This is a genomic window from Catenulispora sp. GP43 (assembly GCF_041260665.1).
Lineage (GTDB): Bacteria > Actinomycetota > Actinomycetes > Streptomycetales > Catenulisporaceae > Catenulispora.
The window spans coordinates 58,942-78,142 of sequence record NZ_JBGCCT010000013.1; the positions used below are offsets into that span (position 1 = coordinate 58,942).

General features: G+C 66.7%; 21 protein-coding genes. 13 read left to right on the forward strand and 8 right to left on the reverse strand.

The features are described 5' to 3' along the window. Nucleotides 1-238 precede the first annotated feature (238 nt). Both ABH926_RS25655 and ABH926_RS25660 read left to right on the forward strand, forming a co-directional pair. Complete coding sequence (locus ABH926_RS25655; RefSeq protein ID WP_370368300.1) at nt 239-754, forward strand: hypothetical protein; 516 nt, start codon at nt 239-241, stop codon at nt 752-754. 436 nt (nt 755-1,190) lie between these two features. Further along, nucleotides 1,191-1,325, forward strand: a complete 135-nt coding sequence (locus ABH926_RS25660; protein ID WP_370368301.1) for a hypothetical protein — start codon at nt 1,191-1,193, stop codon at nt 1,323-1,325. Nucleotides 1,326-1,621: 296 nt separating this feature from the next. On the opposite strand, the gene ABH926_RS25665 is transcribed toward ABH926_RS25660, so the two are convergent. After that, nucleotides 1,622-1,882 carry a MerR family transcriptional regulator gene (locus tag ABH926_RS25665; protein ID WP_370368506.1) on the reverse strand — a complete coding sequence of 87 codons (261 nt, stop codon included), beginning with the start codon at nt 1,880-1,882 and terminating at the stop codon, nt 1,622-1,624. A gap of 1,034 nt (nt 1,883-2,916) precedes the next feature. Here ABH926_RS25665 and ABH926_RS25670 point away from each other — a divergent pair. Both ABH926_RS25670 and ABH926_RS25675 read left to right on the forward strand, forming a co-directional pair. Then, complete coding sequence (locus ABH926_RS25670) at nt 2,917-3,120, forward strand: cold-shock protein (RefSeq protein WP_370368302.1); 204 nt, start codon at nt 2,917-2,919, stop codon at nt 3,118-3,120. 408 nt (nt 3,121-3,528) lie between these two features. Continuing rightward, nucleotides 3,529-4,596: an ATP-binding protein gene (locus ABH926_RS25675; RefSeq protein WP_370368303.1), complete on the forward strand. Its 1,068-nt coding sequence runs from the start codon at nt 3,529-3,531 to the stop codon at nt 4,594-4,596. A 64-nt stretch (nt 4,597-4,660) separates the two neighbouring features. On the opposite strand, the gene ABH926_RS25680 is transcribed toward ABH926_RS25675, so the two are convergent. The 3 genes from ABH926_RS25680 to ABH926_RS25690 form a co-directional block, all read right to left on the reverse strand. Further along, a complete protein-coding gene (locus tag ABH926_RS25680) occupies nt 4,661-5,035 on the reverse strand; it encodes an SsgA family sporulation/cell division regulator (protein WP_370368304.1) in 375 nt (124 codons plus the stop codon). 624 nt (nt 5,036-5,659) lie between these two features. After that, complete coding sequence (locus tag ABH926_RS25685; protein ID WP_370368305.1) at nt 5,660-5,854, reverse strand: DUF2304 domain-containing protein; 195 nt, start codon at nt 5,852-5,854, stop codon at nt 5,660-5,662. 237 nt (nt 5,855-6,091) lie between these two features. Further along, on the reverse strand, nt 6,092-6,433 hold the full coding sequence (locus ABH926_RS25690; RefSeq protein ID WP_370368306.1) for a hypothetical protein: 342 nt from the start codon (nt 6,431-6,433) through the stop codon (nt 6,092-6,094). A gap of 109 nt (nt 6,434-6,542) precedes the next feature. Here ABH926_RS25690 and ABH926_RS25695 point away from each other — a divergent pair, with 109 nt between their 5' ends. Then, the gene (locus tag ABH926_RS25695) at nt 6,543-6,980 is read left to right on the forward strand and encodes an Hsp20/alpha crystallin family protein (RefSeq protein WP_370368307.1); all 438 of its coding nucleotides are present in this window, start codon (nt 6,543-6,545) and stop codon (nt 6,978-6,980) included. 118 nt (nt 6,981-7,098) lie between these two features. Next, nucleotides 7,099-7,221: a hypothetical protein gene (locus ABH926_RS25700; protein ID WP_370368308.1), complete on the forward strand. Its 123-nt coding sequence runs from the start codon at nt 7,099-7,101 to the stop codon at nt 7,219-7,221. Between the two features lie 157 nt (nt 7,222-7,378). Here ABH926_RS25700 and ABH926_RS25705 read toward each other — a convergent pair whose 3' ends face one another. Both ABH926_RS25705 and ABH926_RS25710 read right to left on the reverse strand, forming a co-directional pair. Further along, nucleotides 7,379-7,711 carry a MarR family transcriptional regulator gene (locus tag ABH926_RS25705; protein ID WP_370368309.1) on the reverse strand — a complete coding sequence of 111 codons (333 nt, stop codon included), beginning with the start codon at nt 7,709-7,711 and terminating at the stop codon, nt 7,379-7,381. A 131-nt stretch (nt 7,712-7,842) separates the two neighbouring features. Next, entirely contained in the window at nt 7,843-8,166 is a 324-nt protein-coding gene (locus ABH926_RS25710; RefSeq protein ID WP_370368310.1) for a hypothetical protein, read from the reverse strand. A 283-nt stretch (nt 8,167-8,449) separates the two neighbouring features. Here ABH926_RS25710 and ABH926_RS25715 point away from each other — a divergent pair, with 283 nt between their 5' ends. The 3 genes from ABH926_RS25715 (at nt 8,450) to ABH926_RS25725 (ending at nt 11,459) form a co-directional block, all read left to right on the forward strand. Further along, the gene (locus ABH926_RS25715; protein WP_370368507.1) at nt 8,450-9,100 is read left to right on the forward strand and encodes a glutamate-cysteine ligase family protein; all 651 of its coding nucleotides are present in this window, start codon (nt 8,450-8,452) and stop codon (nt 9,098-9,100) included. A 205-nt stretch (nt 9,101-9,305) separates the two neighbouring features. Beyond that, a complete protein-coding gene (locus ABH926_RS25720; RefSeq protein WP_370368311.1) occupies nt 9,306-10,304 on the forward strand; it encodes a PHP domain-containing protein in 999 nt (332 codons plus the stop codon). A gap of 597 nt (nt 10,305-10,901) precedes the next feature. Further along, nucleotides 10,902-11,459: a type 1 glutamine amidotransferase domain-containing protein gene (locus ABH926_RS25725; RefSeq protein WP_370368312.1), complete on the forward strand. Its 558-nt coding sequence runs from the start codon at nt 10,902-10,904 to the stop codon at nt 11,457-11,459. Nucleotides 11,460-11,495: 36 nt separating this feature from the next. On the opposite strand, the gene ABH926_RS25730 is transcribed toward ABH926_RS25725, so the two are convergent. Beyond that, nucleotides 11,496-11,837 carry an STAS domain-containing protein gene (locus ABH926_RS25730; protein ID WP_370368313.1) on the reverse strand — a complete coding sequence of 114 codons (342 nt, stop codon included), beginning with the start codon at nt 11,835-11,837 and terminating at the stop codon, nt 11,496-11,498. 413 nt (nt 11,838-12,250) lie between these two features. On the opposite strand from ABH926_RS25730, the gene ABH926_RS25735 reads away from it, so the two are divergent. The 3 genes from ABH926_RS25735 to ABH926_RS25745 all read left to right on the forward strand — a co-directional run bounded on the left by ABH926_RS25735 (nt 12,251) and on the right by ABH926_RS25745 (nt 15,427). Then, nucleotides 12,251-13,243, forward strand: coding sequence for an anti-sigma factor RsbA family regulatory protein (locus tag ABH926_RS25735; protein WP_370368314.1), 993 nt, complete (start codon nt 12,251-12,253; stop codon nt 13,241-13,243). A 139-nt stretch (nt 13,244-13,382) separates the two neighbouring features. After that, the gene (gene lysM / locus ABH926_RS25740; protein WP_370368508.1) at nt 13,383-13,844 is read left to right on the forward strand and encodes a peptidoglycan-binding protein LysM; all 462 of its coding nucleotides are present in this window, start codon (nt 13,383-13,385) and stop codon (nt 13,842-13,844) included. Between the two features lie 509 nt (nt 13,845-14,353). Next, nucleotides 14,354-15,427, forward strand: a complete 1,074-nt coding sequence (locus tag ABH926_RS25745; RefSeq protein ID WP_370368315.1) for a hypothetical protein — start codon at nt 14,354-14,356, stop codon at nt 15,425-15,427. 301 nt (nt 15,428-15,728) lie between these two features. On the opposite strand, the gene ABH926_RS25750 is transcribed toward ABH926_RS25745, so the two are convergent. Beyond that, on the reverse strand, nt 15,729-17,147 hold the full coding sequence (locus ABH926_RS25750; protein WP_370368316.1) for a glycosyl hydrolase family 28-related protein: 1,419 nt from the start codon (nt 17,145-17,147) through the stop codon (nt 15,729-15,731). Nucleotides 17,148-17,715: 568 nt separating this feature from the next. Here ABH926_RS25750 and ABH926_RS25755 point away from each other — a divergent pair. Beyond that, on the forward strand, nt 17,716-19,170 hold the full coding sequence (locus ABH926_RS25755) for a glycosyltransferase family 2 protein (RefSeq protein ID WP_370368317.1): 1,455 nt from the start codon (nt 17,716-17,718) through the stop codon (nt 19,168-19,170). Nucleotides 19,171-19,201: the final 31 nt, after the last annotated feature.

A 19,201-nucleotide genomic window follows, 5' to 3' on the forward strand; every position in this document is an offset into this window, starting at 1 on the left:
CTCTGAGATAGGCTCGCCGAACGGAAGGCGTCGGAAGCGTGGGGCCGTACGCCTTGGTGCTGTCGGCCTGGCGGGGCCTGACACACCTCCGACTTGGAGATGTCGAACGGCTCGGGCGGGCGTTGCTCCGGCCAGGCGGACGGACTAGGGTTTTGCGCTAAATCAGAATCCTTATTCAGTGACCTCGGAGGAACCCGTGGACAGGAAACGGCTCGTGTCATGGTTCGCCGTGCCGGCAATGGCTGTGGGCACGTCGGTACTGGTAGCGGCGGCACCCGCCCACTCCGCTGTCACCGCCATCTCCTGCACCGGCTGGGACCACGCCACCTTCAGCCCCGGCCTGACCAACACCCTCCGCTCCACCACCGTGACCAACGACGAGGACCTGAACGTCATCGACGCTTTCAGCCCGACCGGCAGCTGTCTGGCTGTCGGCTCCGCCGCGACAGCCGGTGAGCTGGACGTGGCAGTCGTCGCGCCCGTGAGCTGCACGCAGATCATCAGCCTGACCGGTACGCACACGATCGCCTGGAACGACGGCCAATCCTCGACGATCCCCTACACGGCGACCATCGTGCGCGGCAACTCCACCACCGTCATAACCCTCACCGGCACAGTCAGCTCCGGGGAGTTTTCAGGAGACTCTGTGGTTCAGACATACACCGCCCTGAACACCGCCTTCGCCGCCTGCAGCAGCCCGGCCGGCCTCCCCAGCCTCGACCTCGCCCTGACGCTCACCATCACCGGGCTCTGAGAGCCGATCAGGCTCGCGTTACCTCAACAAGATCAAAGCCCGCGCGCACTCGACGCTCCACGGCGTCCCGGATCTCCTCGGGGCCGATCGTCAGCCCGTCATGAGGATTCCTACCCTCTACCAGATCGCGTCGGGTGCGGATATTCCGCCGAGCGGTGCTGAAACTCAATCGCACGTTGAATGGCCTGATCGGCGTCCCAAGCGATGGGGCGATCCGTTGAGCGGATCGGGATGACGTCCGGGTCGTCCAGGGATGCGCGCAAGTTCAGCCCGTGGCCTTGATGCGTCCGTCCGGCGTTGTAGTTTTCCGTGTACCGGTCGAGGACGACCCGCAGGTGGCGGTCGCCGATGATGGCATGCGGTCGGTGCATTCGGCGACCTACTGACGAAGGACTGCCTGGCGGAACCGGCGCGCGCTTTCGACGAGCATCCCGACGTGGTCTTCGTCTACAGTCACGTCGCGCAGGTCACCGAGGATGGAGGCCGGGACGACACGCGGTTCAACGAGGAGCACGGCTGGCGATACGAGGAGCGCCGATCGCAGTGGCGGCTGGCTGCTGGTGTGAAGTGAGTGCCGCTCCGAGGCATACCTGACTGGCGTTGGCATACAGTCAGGGCAGGGACTTCCTCGAACCGCCCGGCCGTTCGGGAAATGCTGGGAAGCGCGTATTTGGCCAGTCGCGGCGCTACGCCGCGACTGGCCGAAACGCACAGGCTGTCGGCGCATCCGACTGTGGGCGATCTGGCGATGCATCAAACTGAACCGCACCGGGATCGTGCCGTGCTCGTCCGTTTGACAGCCAGGTCAAGGGAAGCCTCTGAACTGCTGTCAAAGCCGTTGCCGTGTCTGAACCCGGGGCGCTTCGGTCATGCTGGGTCGGAGCGGTGGAGCTCGGCGTTGAGGCGCTGGGCTTCCTCGAGTTGGTCTTCCAGGACGATGATGCGGCAGGCGGCGTCGATGGGGGTTCCGGCGTCGACCATCTCGCGGGCGCGGGCAGCCAGGCGCAGTTGGTAGCGGGAGTAACGGCGGTGGCCGCCTTCGGAGCGCAGCGGCACGATCAGCTTCGCCTCGCCCAGGGCCCGCAGGAACGCGGGGGTGGCGCCGATCATCTCGGCGGCCCGGCCCATGGTGTAGGCGGGGTAATCGTCATCGTCCAGCCGATCGGCCGGGTTGGAGCTGGTACTGCCTGTCACTTGCACCTCTTCTGTGTGCTCTGTCGGCAGGACACGAGGAGGGGCCCGGTGCCGTGCGGCACCGGGCCCTGGGGGGGTTCAACACCATCTACCTACCGGCTGAACACACCGGCTTACTGTTTCCGCGTGGCCGCTTGATACGACCTGTCGCGGGGATCTCGGACGTGTGACCGGAAATCACCTTCCCATCCGGGACTGACCTACTTACCCGGGCCTGACCTGCGCTCGGGTGATCCTGATGGTGTTCGCTCCTCTTTTCTTCGTGTCCTGCCAAACGGGGTACTGCTTCTTCACCTGCGGTACTGCTTACTACCTACTGCATTTGCGGTACTGCTCGGCAGCCCCGGGCCATATCCGGCCCGGCCGTCGGCCCCGGCGCCCACCAGCACTGCTGGCACCGGAACCCCATTGCCGTCCTGCCACTGCTTTCGCGCCAGTTCGTGTCTGCCGCGCATCCTCGCCTGCTGTGGTTACGACAGGAACACTACCCACACGACATGCTCATGTCTACCCCGGCTGCGATAGATTTTCGCCCACCGGCGCCAGAGGTGTCCTTCCTCCAAGCTTCCAACGCTGCCGAACCGCGGCCTGCCGTATATGGCCTGGGCAGGCACGATGGTGGTCTGCGGAGCTCCTGGACGCGGTCCGACGGCTCCGCCGGCCTCTTCGTCGAAGATGGAGACCGGGTAGGCCGATCCGGTGACGCGCAGCGGTGCCGGCGGGCGCGATGGCTGATTCGGATCGTCTGGAAGGCCAGCTCCTCGCCGAAATCACGTCCGTACTGACGCCGGGAATGCTACGGTGAGTGGTGTTGCAGTTGTGGTTCCCATGAACTTATGTGTGCCTGCCGGGTGTAGCCGACAGGCACGTCTTTGTTTTCCCGGTGCTCCGGAGTGGTCGTCATCGCAGCGGCGCGAAACGCGCACAACGCGGGTTTCGGCACAGACCCCACCAAAGGAGACGCATAAATGTCTGCTGGCACCGTGAAGTGGTTCAAAGCGGAAAAGGGCTTCGGTTTCATCGAGCAGGACGGTGGCGGCCCTGATGTGTTCGCCCACTTCTCGAACATCAGCGCCGAGGGCTTCCGCGAGCTGCTTGAGGGCCAAAGGGTCGAGTTCGACATCGCGCAGAGCCCTAAAGGCCCGCATGCCGAGAACATCCGCCCGCTCTGAGCTTCCCGCGGCACCTGCCGCGAGGATTTCGCCTGTATCGCGCTCCCGCCCGGCCCGGGCAAAGTGCACCACCGTGATCGAACGCCCGCGTCGTAACAGTTGCGCCGGCGCGGGCCGCGACCAGCGCAGCCGCTCCGCACATGTCGTCCGCACCCGCAGGACAGCCCGCGTTACCTATGTGTCGCGGCGTCGCCGAGGCGCTGCCTGATACCGGGTCATGGCAGCACGGCGCGGCCTTGGCCCTAGATGGTCCTGGCGGGGGAGTGACGATCCCTCCTTGGGAGGACGGCTTCCTGAAGGACCAGCGGGACCCTTTTGATCGGCCTCTTTCTACGGAGACGTCATGGATCACAGCCGTACCGGCATCAAGCGGTCCAACACTCTGGTAGGCGCCGCCGGGCTCACGCCGTGAGTTTTCTGCTGCTGGACACGCAGGACGTGGCCTGGTTCCGCGACGATCTCACAGGTGCCCGGCGTGCCGCCGGCCGGTTGGCCGAACGTATTGGGCTGGGGGAGTACCGGGCTGGCGAGGTCGTCCTGGCGGTGTCCGAGGCCGTCACCAACCTGGCTGTGCACGCCGTCGCCGGGACGATCCTGCTGCGAACAGTGCGGACCGCGCAGCACACCGGGATCGAGTTCCTGGCCGTGGACAGTGGGCCGGGGATGGCGGACGTGGCCGCCTCCATGCGCGACGGCCACTCCACCGCCGGCACCCTTGGGATCGGCCTGGGAACGATCGCCCGTCTCGCTGATGCCTTCGACATGCACTCCATCCTCGGGCAGGGGACGGTGATGCTGGCCCGGTTCTGGCCTCTGGATGTGCGGTCCGTCCTCGCAGATGAGGGCGATGGGCTGCCGCAGTTGGTGGTGGAAGGAGTGACCCGGCCCATCAGCGGGGCGCGGGAGTGTGGGGACGGCTGGGCGGTGCGCTTGGACGACACCGGGACACCGGCGTCGTCCGGGGCCGGCCAGGGGCGGGCGGTGTTGGTGATGCTCTGTGACGGGCTCGGCCACGGCCCCCTGGCCGAGATGGCCTCCCGGGCCGCGATCCATGCGTTCCGTGCGGGCCCGGGCCGATCGCCGGAGGAGGTGATGGGAGAGATCCACCGGCGGCTGGCCGACATCCGGGGTGCCGCGGTGGCCGTGGCACGCATCGAGCCGGACCGGGCGCGGGTGCTCTTCTGTGGCGTAGGCGAAATCGCCGCTGCGATCGTGACACCTACGTCCAAGGCCGGCCTGCCCATTCTGCCGGGGATCGCTGGGCACCGGATGCGCACCCTGCGAACCTCTACCCACCCGCTGCCGGCCGGCAGCGCAGTTGTCTTGCACTCCGACGGTCTGAGCGGACGGTGGAACCCCGCGACTCTTCCCGGAGTCCTCGAGCACTCCCCAGCCGTGATCGCAGGCCACCTCCTGCGCAGCGCCGGCAAGCACCACGACGACGCCTCCGTCGTCGTGGCCAAAGGGCCTTGGTAAGCGCACTATGCGAACCTTCGCCGTGCCGCCGCCACGTCGAGGACCATTGCTTGCCGAAGGCCGGCTACGCTGCCGCGGTCCGGATGGCTATGGCCCGCAGCGCGTCGGCCATGAACTCGGCGAGATCCGAGGTCCGGGCCTCCAACCAGGAAGCCTGCCCCGCCGAGTCCTCGACTGTGCCCAGAAGAGTCGCCTCGCGCTGTTCCCCGGAGGTCCAGACCAGCATCGGCCCGTCCTCGGCCCCGCCCGGTTGCGGCTGCACCAGCCCGGCGGCCAGCAGGTCCACCCCGAACCTCCAGAACACCTGCTCGCCGTCCCGGCGGAACCCGACGCGGACCGACCACGGCGTGGCAGCGGCCCAGTGAAGATCCACCAGAACCGGGGCGGCCGTCCCGACGTGTGTCATCGGCACCCGCCGCTCGATTACTCCGGCGCGCATTCGGCGCTTCACCCTCCTGCCATCCGACGAATGCCGACACTGTGACGTCGACGGGCCCGGATGGTCGACTTCGGCTCCGATGCGGTCCGGGAGTCTGCCTGTGACACGAGGAGGGGCCCGGTGCCGTGTGGCACCGGGCCCCTGGGGGATCAACACCATCTACCTACCGGCGGAACCACCGGCCTACTTGGTTCCGCCAGGCTGCTTGACGCAGCCAGGTGCGGGGATCTCGGAGGTGTGACCGGAAATCACCTTCCGTCCGGGGACTGACGCGCCCACCCGGGCCTGACCTGTGCCTGGGCGATCCTGATGGTGTTGGGTCCGCTTTTCTTCGTGTCCTGCCACGGCGGCCCCGGCGCCCACCACCACTGCTGGCACCGGAACCCCATTGCCGTCCTGCCACTGCTCTCGCGGCAGTTCGTGTCTGCCGCGCCGCTCGCCTGCTCGTTGCTACGTGAGAAACCTTACCCACGCTAGTGGCGTATGTCTACTCCAACGAGTGTAGATTTTCGGAAGTCGATGGCGCAGTTGTGTTTCGGCAGCCCGCTGAGGTGGATCCGGGCCGAACTGGAAGATTCTCGCCGCACCAGTCCTGACTCCGTGGCAGGCCCCGTGCCCGGAGGGTCAGAACTTGATGCTGCTGATGAACGCCGCCACTGAAGAGGTGCCCTGCCGGATGCTCGGGGCGATAGAGGTGAAGGCCAGGTAGAACCCCAGCAGCGCGCACACGACCGCGTGCCAGGCCTTCAGGCCGTCTTTGCGGCACAGGAACAGCGTGATGAGGCTCAGCAGCAGCACGCCGGATACGGACAGGACCATGACGGGTGCCTCCTCGCGGTGTCGCCGTGCAACCCTGCTGTCAGGGAAAGCTAGTCGCCTCCACTACGACACGACCGTCGGACACGGCCGTGACCACCCAATGTCACCTGGATTGGGTACGGGACGGCGCGGCGACACATTGCCGCTCCTGGGTGGGTTGATCCCCGGTCGCGCTCGCGCCTGTCCGTCGAGTTCGGCGGTCAATCGCTGCGACATGGTCCCTGTCTCGGCGCTGTCTCATAGCCGAGGACGCAGGTAGCGGTGCTCGTCGGCCTGCCGGCTGGCAACGCCGAAGACCGGGACCAGTTCGGCCCAGCTGGTGCCCAGATGCCGGGCGGCATCGACGATTTCGGGCTCGAAGTGCCTGCCCCTTGCGCGCGACTCACGCAGCAGCATCAGCGCAGCCAGCACCTGGGAACCAGTCAGCGGCGGGTCGGTGGACGCCGTTGACGCCGCGGGCCGCCGCGCCGCGGACATTGCACTCAGCACCTTCCCCAGCGCTGCGCCGACTGCCTGTTCTCGTATCGCCCGTAGCTCGTCCTGGCCTTGTTGCGAACCATTGACCTGCCTGTTCATCATGTCACCCTTTCGCCGACATGGAGGCTTGTCGTCGTTCTGATGACATGCTATACCTGAAGTCGTCAGCGAGTCGACCGCCCGGTCGACCACTCACCTGGAGGTGACCCCCATGTTGATGCGCACCGACCCGTTCCGTGACCTGGACCGCATCGCCCAGCAGCTTCTCGGGACCACCGCCGCCGGCACCTGGACCCGCCCCAACCCGATGCCCCTGGACGCCTGGCGCGAGGGCGAGGAGTTCGTGGTCTGCTTCGACCTGCCCGGCGTGTCCGAGGACGCCATCGACATCGACATCGAACACAACGTCCTCACCGTCAAGGCCGAACGCCGCCCCACCGCGATCGGCCAGGCCAAGGTGGAGATCTCCGAACGACCCCTGGGCGCGTTCTCCCGCCAGCTGTTCCTCGGCGACACCCTGGACACCGAGAACATCAAGGCCGAATACCACACCGGCGTGCTGACCCTGCGCATCCCCGTCGCCGAAAAGGCCAAGCCCCGCAAGGTCGCCATCACCACCTCCGCCGAGAAGAAGGCGATCAACGCCTGACCCCTGACACGCCATACGGCATGTCGCCATCGCCTCTGGTGGCCGCCACCCCCTTTTGCGCGGACACCAGAGGCGGGAACGGCAGTCGGTATTCGTGGAGGATGCCGCCGATCCTGTCGTGACGGGCGATTCGGAGGGCGTCGAGGTCGACGGCGTTGTCCGGGAATGGGCGCAGCGGCGCGGCCTGGCCGGGGGATCGGTGGGGCCGGTGCCCGTTGTAGAAGGACTCGTACTCGGCTAGGAGGTATGCCACGAGGTTGTAGCGCTCCTCTCACCAAGTCGTCATGTGACCGGCATACCGAAGATCAAACCCGGATCAGATGATCAGACCGGGGTGGGTCAAACCCGGCGCGCGACATCGGTAGGCCGTATTCGAGGCCGGCCGATCCCGGCCTTTCCTACGCGGAATTCCCCGCCGCGGCCGAGTCCGTGACCTCGGGCAGACTCGACAGCATCGCCAGGAACGGCCCGACGTGATGGCCCCTCTGGGCGCGGTGCCGAAAGGGCTGATCAAGATCGACGCTATAGCGGTTGCGGCGGCCCACCCGCTCGTGGGTGACGTAACCCGCCTGCTCCAGGTCGGCCACGATCGCCTGCGCGGTGCGCTCGACGACGCCGATGGCCTCGGCCAGGTCCCTCATCCGGATGTCGGGGCGGGCGACGATCTCGACCAGAGCGCGCCCATGCGCGGTCAGTATGGTCCACGAACCGTTGTTCTCGGTTTCGCCCATACTCCACGCTAACTCACGAGATTAAAAACGCGCGATTCGAACCACGTCTGAATCAGCGTGCTTTCGCTGATGGAGATGTCTCCCCGTGGTTGGTTTGTCCGGGGCGACTCCGAGGAGCCTGTGCGGGACCGTCACCAGTGGGCGGTCTCGTGGTTCGTGACCGTGACTCGCGCGAGGTTGGTCAGCAGGCGGCGGTTGCGCACATGCAGGAAGCACTCGCTCAGCGGCCCCTGTAGGCGTGCACCGGGCCCCAGCAGCGGGTGCTCGTCGAGGATGACCAAGGTGTTGTCGCTCCAGGGAATCAGAGTGAAGGCTATGCGAGCCGTGCCGAACGGTTTGGCCATGGCTTCCAGCTCCAGGCGTCGCGTCGGACCAGGCCGGGCAGCCGGGCTCGTCGCGTTCACACTGACGTGGAGTCCGAGCACGGCTCGGACCGCTTCGAGCGCGATGTCCACCGTACGAACGCGGTCAAGCACTTCCGCTGGAAGCCCGCAAACGCATGCCGCCCGTGGCTGCTCGCCAAGCTCGGCGCGGTATGCACCGCCGTCATCGTGGCGCTGGGAGCAAACGCAGGCAAGAGCTGTTCGGTCCCTCGTTCCTGGTCGGCGCGTCGGTCCAGGTCGGCGGGATCACCAGGTCGCGGGTCCGCTGTGTCGCAGGCGGGCATGCTCTGACGGTCCTTCTACCAAGCGTGGCTGATCATCTGTTCCGCCGGCTCGGCGGTGGTGTCCGGCCGTTCTGCGTCCTTGGCTTCCGGCCTTGCAGGCGCTGTGCGTGAACTCGCCCTTCTCGGCCGGACGGGACATGCGCTGTGCCAGCTGGCGGTACTTCGACGTCAAGGCCCTGCCCACCGTGGAGCCGGCCCCGATCCTGGATGAGGCCGCGTACGAGCGGATGGCCCACAGCCTGACCACGGACGGGCCGCTCCTGGACCGCAAGATGATCTATTGGTATTCCCGGCCCTCCGAACACTGCCCGACCCTTGAGATCCGTATCGCCGACGTCAACCCCGACCTCGAAGTCGTCCTGTTGTACGCGGTGCTCCTGCGTTCTCTGGCGACGACGTTGCTGGCCGAAGCCCGCCGCGGGCACCCGTGGCCGGACGTGGACCGGCCCCGCTTGGAGAAGTACCACCGCTCCGTCGCGACAGACGGGCTGCGCGGCTGGGTGCTCGATCCGGACGCGGGCATGGACGTGCCGGCGGATACCGCACTGGACCGGCTGGCGCGCCGTAGCCGGCCCGGTCTGGCCGCCGCCGGCGACGAAGAGCTCGCTGAGCGGCTGCTGAACCGGTTCCGGCAACGCGGCACCAGCGCCGACCGGCAACGGCTCGTCTACGGCAGGCGCCAAAGCTTCTCAGATGTCGTCGACTGGCTGGCCGTGCCATAAACGGAGCACCTCATGCAGAATCCCGAATGCGTCTTCACCGCCTGGCCCGCGCACATTCTTCGCGGTGTGGTTCCTGTTTCCGTGGGCCTTGACGGCATTGACCATCTCCTTGCGCTGCCCTCGAGTGAGTTGCGGGCGGAACCGTTCGCAGACGCGCTATACGTCTCCACGTGCAGGCAGCGGCAGGACGGGTGAGTATGGGGGCATGGACCCGGTCGAGGCGCTGATCCGGATCGCGTTCCTGCTGGAATGGCGCGGCGCCTCTCCCTACCGGGTGCGGGCCTTTCATACGGCTGCCGACGCCATCCGCGATCTGCCGCCCGGGCCCGCCGACATGGCCGAACTTCAGCGGTTGCGCGGGGTGGGACAGGTGACCGCCGAAGTGATCGCGCAGGCGTCGGCCGGTGGTGTGCCGGCGTATCTGGCCCGGTTGGAGGATGAGGTCGGACCGGGTGCGGATGCCGGCTGGGCCTTGGTGGTCGCGAGTAAGGGGGATTGCCATCTTCACTCCGATTGGTCCGACGGCGGCAGCCCCGTGGAGGAGATGGCCGATGCGGCCCGCGCCCTGGGTCATCAGTGGGCTGTCCTGACCGACCACTCGCCGCGCCTGACCATCGCCCACGGCCTGAGCCCGGAGCGGCTGCGGCGTCAACTGGAGGCCGTGGCCGCTGTGAACGCACGACTGGATCCCGGCTTTCAGCTGTTGACCGGTATCGAGTGCGACATCCTGGAGGACGGCTCGCTCGATCAGGAGGAGGAGTTGTTGGCCGGGCTGGACGTGGTCGTGGCGTCCGTGCACTCCAAGTTGCGCTCGGAACCCGAGCCGATGACCGCGCGCATGCTGGCCGCGGTACAGAACTCGCATGTCGACGTCCTCGGCCACTGTACGGGCCGGATCGTCACGGGCCGCGGCCGTCCGCAGTCGCGCTTCGACGCCCCAGCCGTGTTCGCCGCGTGTGCGTGGTCCGGGACCGCGGTGGAGGTCAACTGCCGCCCCGAGCGGCGCGATCCACCGGATGACCTGCTTGAGCTGGCCGCTTCTGCAGGCTGTCTGTTCGCCGTGGACACTGACGCCCATGCGCCCGAGCAACTGCACTGGCAGTCCTCGGGCTACGCGCGCGCGGCCCGGTTCGGCTTGGGTGAAGACCGGCTGATCACGACGTGGCCGCTCGCGAAGCTGCGGCGCTGGACGAGCCGGGGGTGACGCGGAGCCTGGCCGTCGAGCCCGCATCGGCCGAGTGTGAAGGGACCTGACGCATCAGCCCCGCCGATCGGGCGACGCGCGCCGGATCTCGCTGCCATAGGCAGTGGTTTCGCCCCATTTGGCTATCGCCAAAGGGGACATAAGCGGCGAAAAGGCCGGCGTCTGTCGTCGCCGGTGCGCAGACTCGGAAGGGGCGTGCCATGGCCGTGCTCGTGCTGTGGCTCATCGGGTTCGTGGCCGGCGGCGCCGCGACCGGGGGAGGCCGGCGCCGGTGGTATGGACGACGGTAGGCAGGCTCTTCCTGCCTCAGTCGTTGAAGCGGCGTTGAAGCGGGTAGCCGAGGTCCTCGGCAGTATCGAGTACGGGGCGGCGGTCCTGCACTGCCCGCTGGGGTCTCGCCTGGCACCTCGGCGCCGAGGTGCCAGACGGCTCCGGGCAAGTGGCCCGGAGCCGTCTTCTTTTGGAGGAGATGTACCTGTAACCGGCTGCGGAAGCAGCGTTCCGCCCTACGTACCTCATTTTACCTGTTTGACCCCTATGGGGCGGGGCACCTGGGCCGGGTCTCAACCTGATCGTTTCCGGCGAAGGAGGAAACCCGTGAGTGCGAACAAGTTGACGGGTAAACGAATAGCGTTCCTGTTCGCTGACGGTGTAGAGGAGTCGGAACTCACCCGACCGCTGAAGGCGGTGAAGGACTCCGGTGGTACGCCGACGCTCATCTCGCCCGAAGCCGGCGAGATCCAGATGATGCGCCATGACGACAAGGGCGGCACGATCCGCTCGGAGCTCGATGCCTCCGATGCCAAGCCCGACGACTTCGACGGTCTTGTGATCCCGGGAGGCGTCGCCAACCCCGACAAAATGCGGACCGATCCGGCGAGCGTCCGGTTCGTGCGGGCGTTCTTCGAGGCGGGCAAGCCGGTCGGGGTGATCTGCCACGGTCCGTGGATGCTGGCCGAGGCGGACGTGGTGCGCGGACGCACAGTCACCTCCTGGCCCAGCCTGCGCACCGACCTGCTGAACGCCGGCGCGCGATGGGTCGACCAGGAAGTCTGCGTCGACGGTGCGCTGATCACCAGTCGCAATCCCGGTGACCTTCCGGCCTTCTGTGAAGAGATCGTCGAGCAGTTCGCGAACGGTGCGGCCGACCGCTAGCCCGGAGCGGACCCGGCGTAAGCGCGGAGCTGGGACTCAGTCAGCCAGGTCGGGCTCAGCGTCCGCGATCGGTCCTACCTCGGTGAACAAACTCCTGATACCCGCCAGGTCCAGGACCCGGATCACGGGGTCCGACGGTGCCGCGAGGACGATGCTGCGGTTGTTCGCGGTGGCGCGCTGCATCGCGTGCACCAGGACGCGAAGTCCCATGGAGTCCAGGAAGGTCACTTGCGAGCAGTCGATGACCAGATCGGTCGAGGCGTCCCAGGCCTCCTGAAGGTCGGCTTCGAACCGCGAGTGGGCGGCCAGGTCCACATCGCCGGCGACCGTGAGCACCACGGGACCCGTGGCCTGGCTCGCAGTGCTGGAGAACTCCATGACCGGCTCCTGATACTCGGCCCCTCCGGCGTGGGGCTGCCAACGGTAGCGACATAAGCTTTCGGTATCTCGCGCGGCTCTGTCAACTGATGGCTGAACTACTTATCGCGAATCCCGGATCGTGTGTTGTCGACCCTGAGAAGGGTCCCGCGGCCACCGCTTATGCGGACTGCGAACGGACACACCGGCGGATGGCCGGAGGCGCTCGAGCCGTTGCCGGCCGAGCTGAGCGCTCGGCCTCGGGCGGCTCCGGGAACGGCTCGACGGAGGGCGCTGAGAATCCGTTGTCGGTGTGCTCGTTTAGTAGGTGCCGGAGCGGACATCGGTGGACGTCACCGTCTGAGCGCGACCCAGTGCTGGAAGCGGGGCTGAAAGGGAGACCCCGATCCGGTTGTCCATGGTGAGATGAGAATATGAGTGTGCTTCCCTTCGCCGCTCGGGCGCCCGTTCCGGCGGAGCCGTTTCGTCACGAGGCATTTCTGTACTCTGGCGACGAGCACTTCGTGAGGGGCGTCGGCGCCTTCGTCCGCGCCGGGTTGGAGGCGGGGGAGGCCGTCCTGGTCGCCGTTGCCGAGGCCCGTGCTGACCTGCTGCGACAGGAGCTGGGGCGCGATGCCGGACGCGTCGAGTTCCTGGACATCGTGAACGTCGGCCGCAATCCCGCGCGGATCATCCCGGCGTGGCAGGACTGGGTCGACAAGAACGCCTCCACGGCGCGCGGTTTCCGCGGGATCAGCGAGGCGACGTGGGCCGGCCGTACCCCGGGCGAGATGGCCGAGTGCCGACTGCACGAACGACTCGTGAACACGGCCTTCGACGGCGGTCCGGGCTGGTGGCTGCTGTGCCCCTACGACGTCGACGCCTTGCCGGCGTCGGTCATCGAGCATGCCTACGGCAGCCATCCGGACGTGATCGCCGACGGCGCCGGGGCGCGCGATGCCGGGCACCCCTATCGCGGGCCTGACTTCCCGGCCGCGTTCGGCGAGCCGCTCGAGGAACCGTCGTCCGCGGTGTGGGAGGTCGTGTTTGACCTCTCAAGTCTGGGCGGGCTTCGCGATCACGTGACGGACTTCGCGAAGCCGCTGGAGGGCTACCGCAGAGTAGACGACGCCGCCCTGGTCGTCAGCGAGTTGGCGGCGAACAGCATCAAGTACGGGGGAGGCGGCGGCGTGCTGCGGTTGTGGCACGAGGGCACAGACCTGGTGTGCGAGGTGCGGGACGGCGGGGTGATCACCGATCCGCTGGCCGGGCGGCGGCGGCCTTCGATCGCCACCCGCGGCAAGGCCGGGCTGTGGATCGTGAACCAGGTCTGCGACCTGCTGCAGATCTGGTCGGTGCCGGGACTGGGGACCGTCGTCCGAGGCCGCCTCGGGGCGATCGACGGCCGCGAACCGCGCAAGGACTAGCGGTACACACCGGCCGGCGGGCTCAAGCTCGGCCGGGAACGGACGCTGAGACACCCGGTCCGGGCTGAGGTTTGCGCCGCGGCCGGTACCGGTAGGACGGGAAATGGGACTTTAGCTCCTAATGCCATCCTAGGGAGTAATCGTGATAGTTTCGCATGATCCGGCCACCGGTCAGAAGCTGCTGCGTGCCTCCGACGCGCGGGCCGCCTCCGATCCGACAGCTGCCAGCCAGGCGGCCGCCGACGCGATCAAGAGCTATGTCAGCAGTCAGGGCCTCGACACGTCCGACCTTCAGGTCGACTTCGACTACGGTTCGGGGACGGTGACCCTTTCCGGTTCAGTGGCGGATGCGGAGACGGTCGCGAAGGTGATAGTTGCCGCGGTGAACGTCGCAGGGGTCTCGGCGGCGAACGCGGACGCGCTCGATCCCCAGCCCACTGCGACGTTCTACACCGTTCAGCCCGGGGACAACATGTCGAAAATCGCCGTGCGACAGTACGGCGACCCCAACCAGTACGACACGATTTTCCAGGCCAACAAGCCGATGCTGACCAGCCCCGACCAGATCTATCCCGGGCAGGTGTTGGTGGTTCCGTCGTAGTAGGCAGCCCGTTGCGGTTTCATGCCGTGGACGGCTCCGCAGGGAACCGCGGCTGGGGCCGCGGCAGTGGCGGCGCCGCCAGGTGGCCCTGGTATGTCAGATCACGCATTCAGGAGCGTCGCCGACTCCAGTCGGACTCACCGAGTGTTGCCGACGGGTTCCCGCCACGTGATCGCCCTATGCCCGGCACCTCTTTGCTCATCGGGCGGGCGATGCTAACTTCCGAGCGTCTGATGATTACCTTCGGTTACGGCTCTTCTCTGCCGTTGTCCTGTGAGGATTTCTACTTTTCGCCAAGCATGGAGAGCTGATTCAGCCATGCCTTTTTCCGTCAGCGACCTTCGCAAGGCTCTGGAGATTGCTCAGGGGCCGTGGCCCGCCCCCCCCGGCGACCAACAACGAAGCAGCCCACCGACCCGGGCTCATCTTCGACACGGCATTGCAAGTGGACTCGATCGTCATGCCGTACCTCCAGCTGAAGCCCAGTGACTGAAAGGACCCTGATTCCGGTGGGTACCAGAATCCTGTCCGCCAGCTCCTTGCTGTCCTTCGACGTCGAGCCGGATCCCGACCCCCTGACCGTCTCGACGGCCGCGCAGCCGGTGATCGGCCGGTTGGATATCACGGTCGGTGTCGGGGCCTCGGGCCCGGTGTTCTGCAGAAAGGTCACGGTCCGGATCCGCATCGGTGCTGGCGACTCGGCACTGACTGAGAACCGTGGCCAACTCACCTCTGGTGTGATCGGTGCGACGGGCTGGACTGCCCGTTCCGGGTACGCCGATGGTGACTGGCAGGTCTTCGAGTTCGCCACCGATCGCCCGGTCAACGTCACCGGACGTGCCGTCACCCTGGTCATCTCGCAGATCGAGGTCAACAAGGCCACCGGCAACGCGGACCTGAAGATCATCGAGGAGAGTTCCCCGACCAACGGGTCCTTCACCGAGAAGACCACCGACGACGTGGTGGCCAAGTTCCCGGCCGAGTTCTTCTTCCGCAACTTCCGCCCGACCAGCGTGATGGTTGGTAACAGCGAACCCGCGGAGCTGAAGTGGGACGGCAGCGCCGGCGCCGAGTACACGATGTTCTGGGGCCGGAACAGATCGGAAGTGGTTTCCGGCGTCCGCGAATGGGAGACACCCGAGGGGTTGACCGAACCCACCGGCTTCATGCTCCAGGCGAAGGTGACCGTCTCCGGCGTGACCCTGACCCACACCCTGACCACCGTCGTCATGGTCGAACGTCCAGACCTGGAGATCGGGAACCTGTCTGTCCTGGGACAAGTTGGCCTGCTCAAGTCGAGAATGCTTCTCCCGGGCGAGCTGGAGGCCGGCATCAACGTCATCGCGCCCACCGATGGGATCTTGTCCGTGCACTTCCCCGAGTCAAATCCCGCAACTGTAAAGGTCTACACCCAGGCGATGTACGGACTGCGAATGTTCAGTTCCGGGGGCCCGCATATATTCCCGGTCAATAAGGGAAGCCAACTCTCGGTCCAAGTCGTTGCCGGGAATCCCCTTAATGTGATCGTCAAATGGTTCGGCTTCGGAACCAGTTCACTTTCCGATTCAGTAGCCGACTCATGACCGTCCACGCCTTCGCTTCCGGCTGGAGGTTCCTCTCGAGTTCAGGCACGGTGACAAGTACCCGGGATGGGCGCATGTTCGAGGTATGAGATCTGCGCAGGGAGGCGGCCTGACTCCGACGGTGCGGGCGTCTCGGCCCTGACCGAGAACTGCGCGCAGCTCGCCTCGGCCGTCACATCGGCCTTGTGCCCGGTAGGTTCGGCACCTGCCGGGCAGTGTGCTGGAACGGGCCGAGGTCGCGGGTGCCGCGCAGGCTGCCTACACCTGTCACACGCTGTAGCTGACGATTGCTCGGAACAGCTTAGTAGCCCTTGACGAAGGCGATCACATACCACTTGGCGGAGGTGGCGTTGTAGACCGCGGTGAGGAAGTCCCGCTTGTTCGGTGTGGTGGTAAGGGTGGTCGAGGAAATGGTGGTCCCCAGGCCGAAAGCGGAACTCAGGGTGAGGGTCCGGCTGCCGGTGGCGTCCTGGATGAGTTCCCAGGTGATGCGTTGCCCGTTGGTGGGGTTCGTGGGGGTGCCCAGTGTTCTGTTGCCGCTCAAGGTGACCAGGAAGAGGTTTCCCAGCGCGGCGTTGGTGGCGATGGTGGGGGCGTCGGTGAGCGTGACGGGGGCGGGGTTGACTTTCGCGTCGACGTAGTCCTTGCGCGTCAGGTGCGCGGCCAACGTCGGTGCAGTGGCGCTGGAGACGTTGCCCTCGTAGTAGGCGGAGTCAGAGCCGTAGACGAACCCGCTGGCCACGGTGCCGCCGGCGGTGTCGTTGATGATGTTGGTGTAGCCCGCCAGCGACAGGGGCGCGACGTTGCTGACATCGCCGAGGGTCGCCGAGCAGCCAGTGTCGACCTTGACGGAGTTGACCGCCGTGCCGGTGGGGGTGTTCTCGGCGAATCCGAGGATGCTGACGGCTCGTGCGGCGCCGGTGACCCAGATGCTGACGTTGGGGTTGTTGTAGGTGAAGGAGTTGTACAGGCCCACGCCGATCGCGCCGTTGATCTTCCAGCTGTAGCCGTTGTATCCGGTGCCGCGGTTGACGGCGGATTCGGCGCCGCATCCGGTGAAGCTGATGCCCTGGCTGCCGACGCCGGTCACGTCGTAGCCGATCCCGCAGTGGTCCGCTGCGCAACCGACGAAAGAGCAGTAGGCCATGGTGTCGACGTAGAAGCCCGCATTGGTGACGGTGTCTGCGTAGCAGGAGGCGAACGAGCAGCTGGTCCCCGCGGCGCCTCCGGAGACGCCGTGGATGTTCCAGCCGTGGTTGCCGTTGTTGGCGGATGTCACGCCGTCAAAGGTGGACACGATCGGGTTGGACAGGTCGATCCCGGTGTCGCCGAACTGTTTCACGGTCATGCGCGCGAACGCCAACGAGACGGTCGCGGGGTTGGCCGAGCGCGTGAGCAGGATCCCTTTGCCCGTGCCGCTGCCCGGTCCTTGGACGGTCAGGTCCTGGATGGTCAACCGGGTGATGTCCGAACCGGTCAGCCCGTGGGCCGTTGTACTGCTCTGTGCGATTACCGACGAACCGTCGCTTACGCCTTCCAGGATCAGGTTGGAGCGGGCCGTCAGCGCCGAGGAAGTCTTGTAGGTGCCTGCGGGAAAGACGACGGTTCCGCCAGAGGACGGCACCGCATTGATCGTGTTTTGGATCGAGGTGGTGTCGTCGGTGACGCCGTCGCCGGTTGCACCGTAGTCCACGACGTTGAACCAGTAGGTGCTGGCCATGGTGGTCTCCGTCCAGGCTCGCGTTTTCAGTGAGGGTTGCAGCTGGGATAGCGGCCGCTGGACCGGCGGTCGGCCGAGTGAGTCGATCTGAACGTTCGCTGAGGTCTCAAGGGAAGTCTGGTCGCGGCAAAGCGGCGCCAGGGACACGGACTTCCGGTACAGGCTTGCCGGGAAAACGCGGACGCGTTCTGCGACGCGGGCTACCCCCTAGCCTTCATTACATAAGGTAACGCTTTGGATGCTTATAGTAAAGGACTCCTTCCGTGTCAACTCGTCGCGGTGCGTGAACTGCTGGCCGGCCGGTGCTTTCGCCGGCCTGTGGCTGGCTGAACCACCATCGCCTCACCGCTCTACACCTCCGCGCCTGTCAGGGCACGCCATACCTTCCCGATCCTCACCTGCTGGGCCGGCGTGAACTGTCGGCCGGAGAAACTCAAAGTGATGAACGTGCTGCTCTGTTCGGGTCAAGCACCGCGCCGGCAGAGCGGCCCGGAGCGAGAATCTTGATGAGTGCGGTCGTGGGCCCCGGCCCGGCTAGGTGGAGCCGCGGGATGCTGAGGAGTCGGCGGTGGGCCAATCGGAATCGATGCGGGGACGGGCTCGCAAAGAGGCGTGGGGGCCCGCCTTCGTGCGCAGGCCCAGGAACCTGACCCGGGATGGTCGCACCAAGACCGACCACATGGCGGACCTGCGCCACGCCGGAGCGGAGCGGATCGTCGTGCTGGTGCCCGCCCACGACGCGGAAGCCCTCATCGGCGAGACCCTGGAGTCGCTCGCGGCCCAGACCAGGCCTGCGGACGAGGTCATCGTGGTTGCCGACCGGTGCACCGACCGTACTGCGGAAATCAGTACCGCGCACGGCGCGCAGGTCGTCGAAACGGTTGCCAACACCCAGGCCAAGGCAGGCGCGCTCAACCAGGTCCTTGCCGAACTGCTGCCGCAACTGTCCGACGAGGACTTGGTGATGGTCATGGATGCCGACACTTCGCTGTCGCCCCAGTTCATCGCCGAAGCAGCCCGGCGCCTGCGCAGCCAGGAGCCGGACCAGGCGCCCGTCGGCGGCGTGGGCGCCGTCTTCTTCGGCTACCCCGTGCGCGGCCTGGTCTGCCACCTGCAGAACAACGAGTACGTGCGGTACGGCCGCGAACTCTACCGCCGCCATGGCCGGGCCGACGTCCTGACCGGCACCGCATCCCTCTACCCGGTCTACGCCCTGCGCCACGTCCAAGCAGCGCGCGCCCACGGTGTGCTCTCGCGAGGCCGGGGAGTCTACGACGTGGAGGCGCTCACCGAAGACAACGAACTGACCCTCGCGCTCAAACGCCTGGGATACCGCTGCGTGTCACCGCGCGCCTGCATCGTGGGCACGGAGCTCATGCCCACCTGGTCCCGGCTCTACTACCAGCGTCTGCGCTGGCAACGCGGCGCCCTGGGCAACCTCGCGGCCTACGGCATCACCCGCGTCACCCTGCCCTACATCGGCCGACAACTGCTCACCTACCTGAGCGTGGCCTTCATCCCCTTCTTCCTCACTGCTCTGCTGTACTACACCTTCACCAAGGGGTTCCCCGGGTGGCCGTGGTTCTGGCTCGCGATCACCGCCATTGCCGCCTTCGAACGCGTGTGGGCCGCCAAACACGGCGGGTGGAAGTCGCTGCTACTGGCCGCCCTGATCGTGCCGGAGCTGCTCTTCGACCAGTTTCTCAATGTGATTTACATCAAAGCCATAATCGATCTGCTCGTCGGCACCGAGGCGACCTGGGAACGCACGCGCAGCCGGGGGCGCCGCCTGCGTGAGGCGATCACCACGGCGATGGGATTCGCCCTCCTCCTGGCCGCCGCTGTGGGTCTGTCCCTCGCCTGCGTCGCGCTCGGCATCGCATGGCTTCTGATCGCGATCTTCGTGCTGTCCGGCGTCGCCGCAGCCGCCGTCCGCCTCAGCCGCCGCCACCCCCTCGGAGTGCTCCTGGCCCTGCCCAGCGGCGAGCAGATGCATGGCGAAATTCCACCCTGGCGCCAGTGAGGAGTGTCGGATACCCCCGCCCGCCACGGGT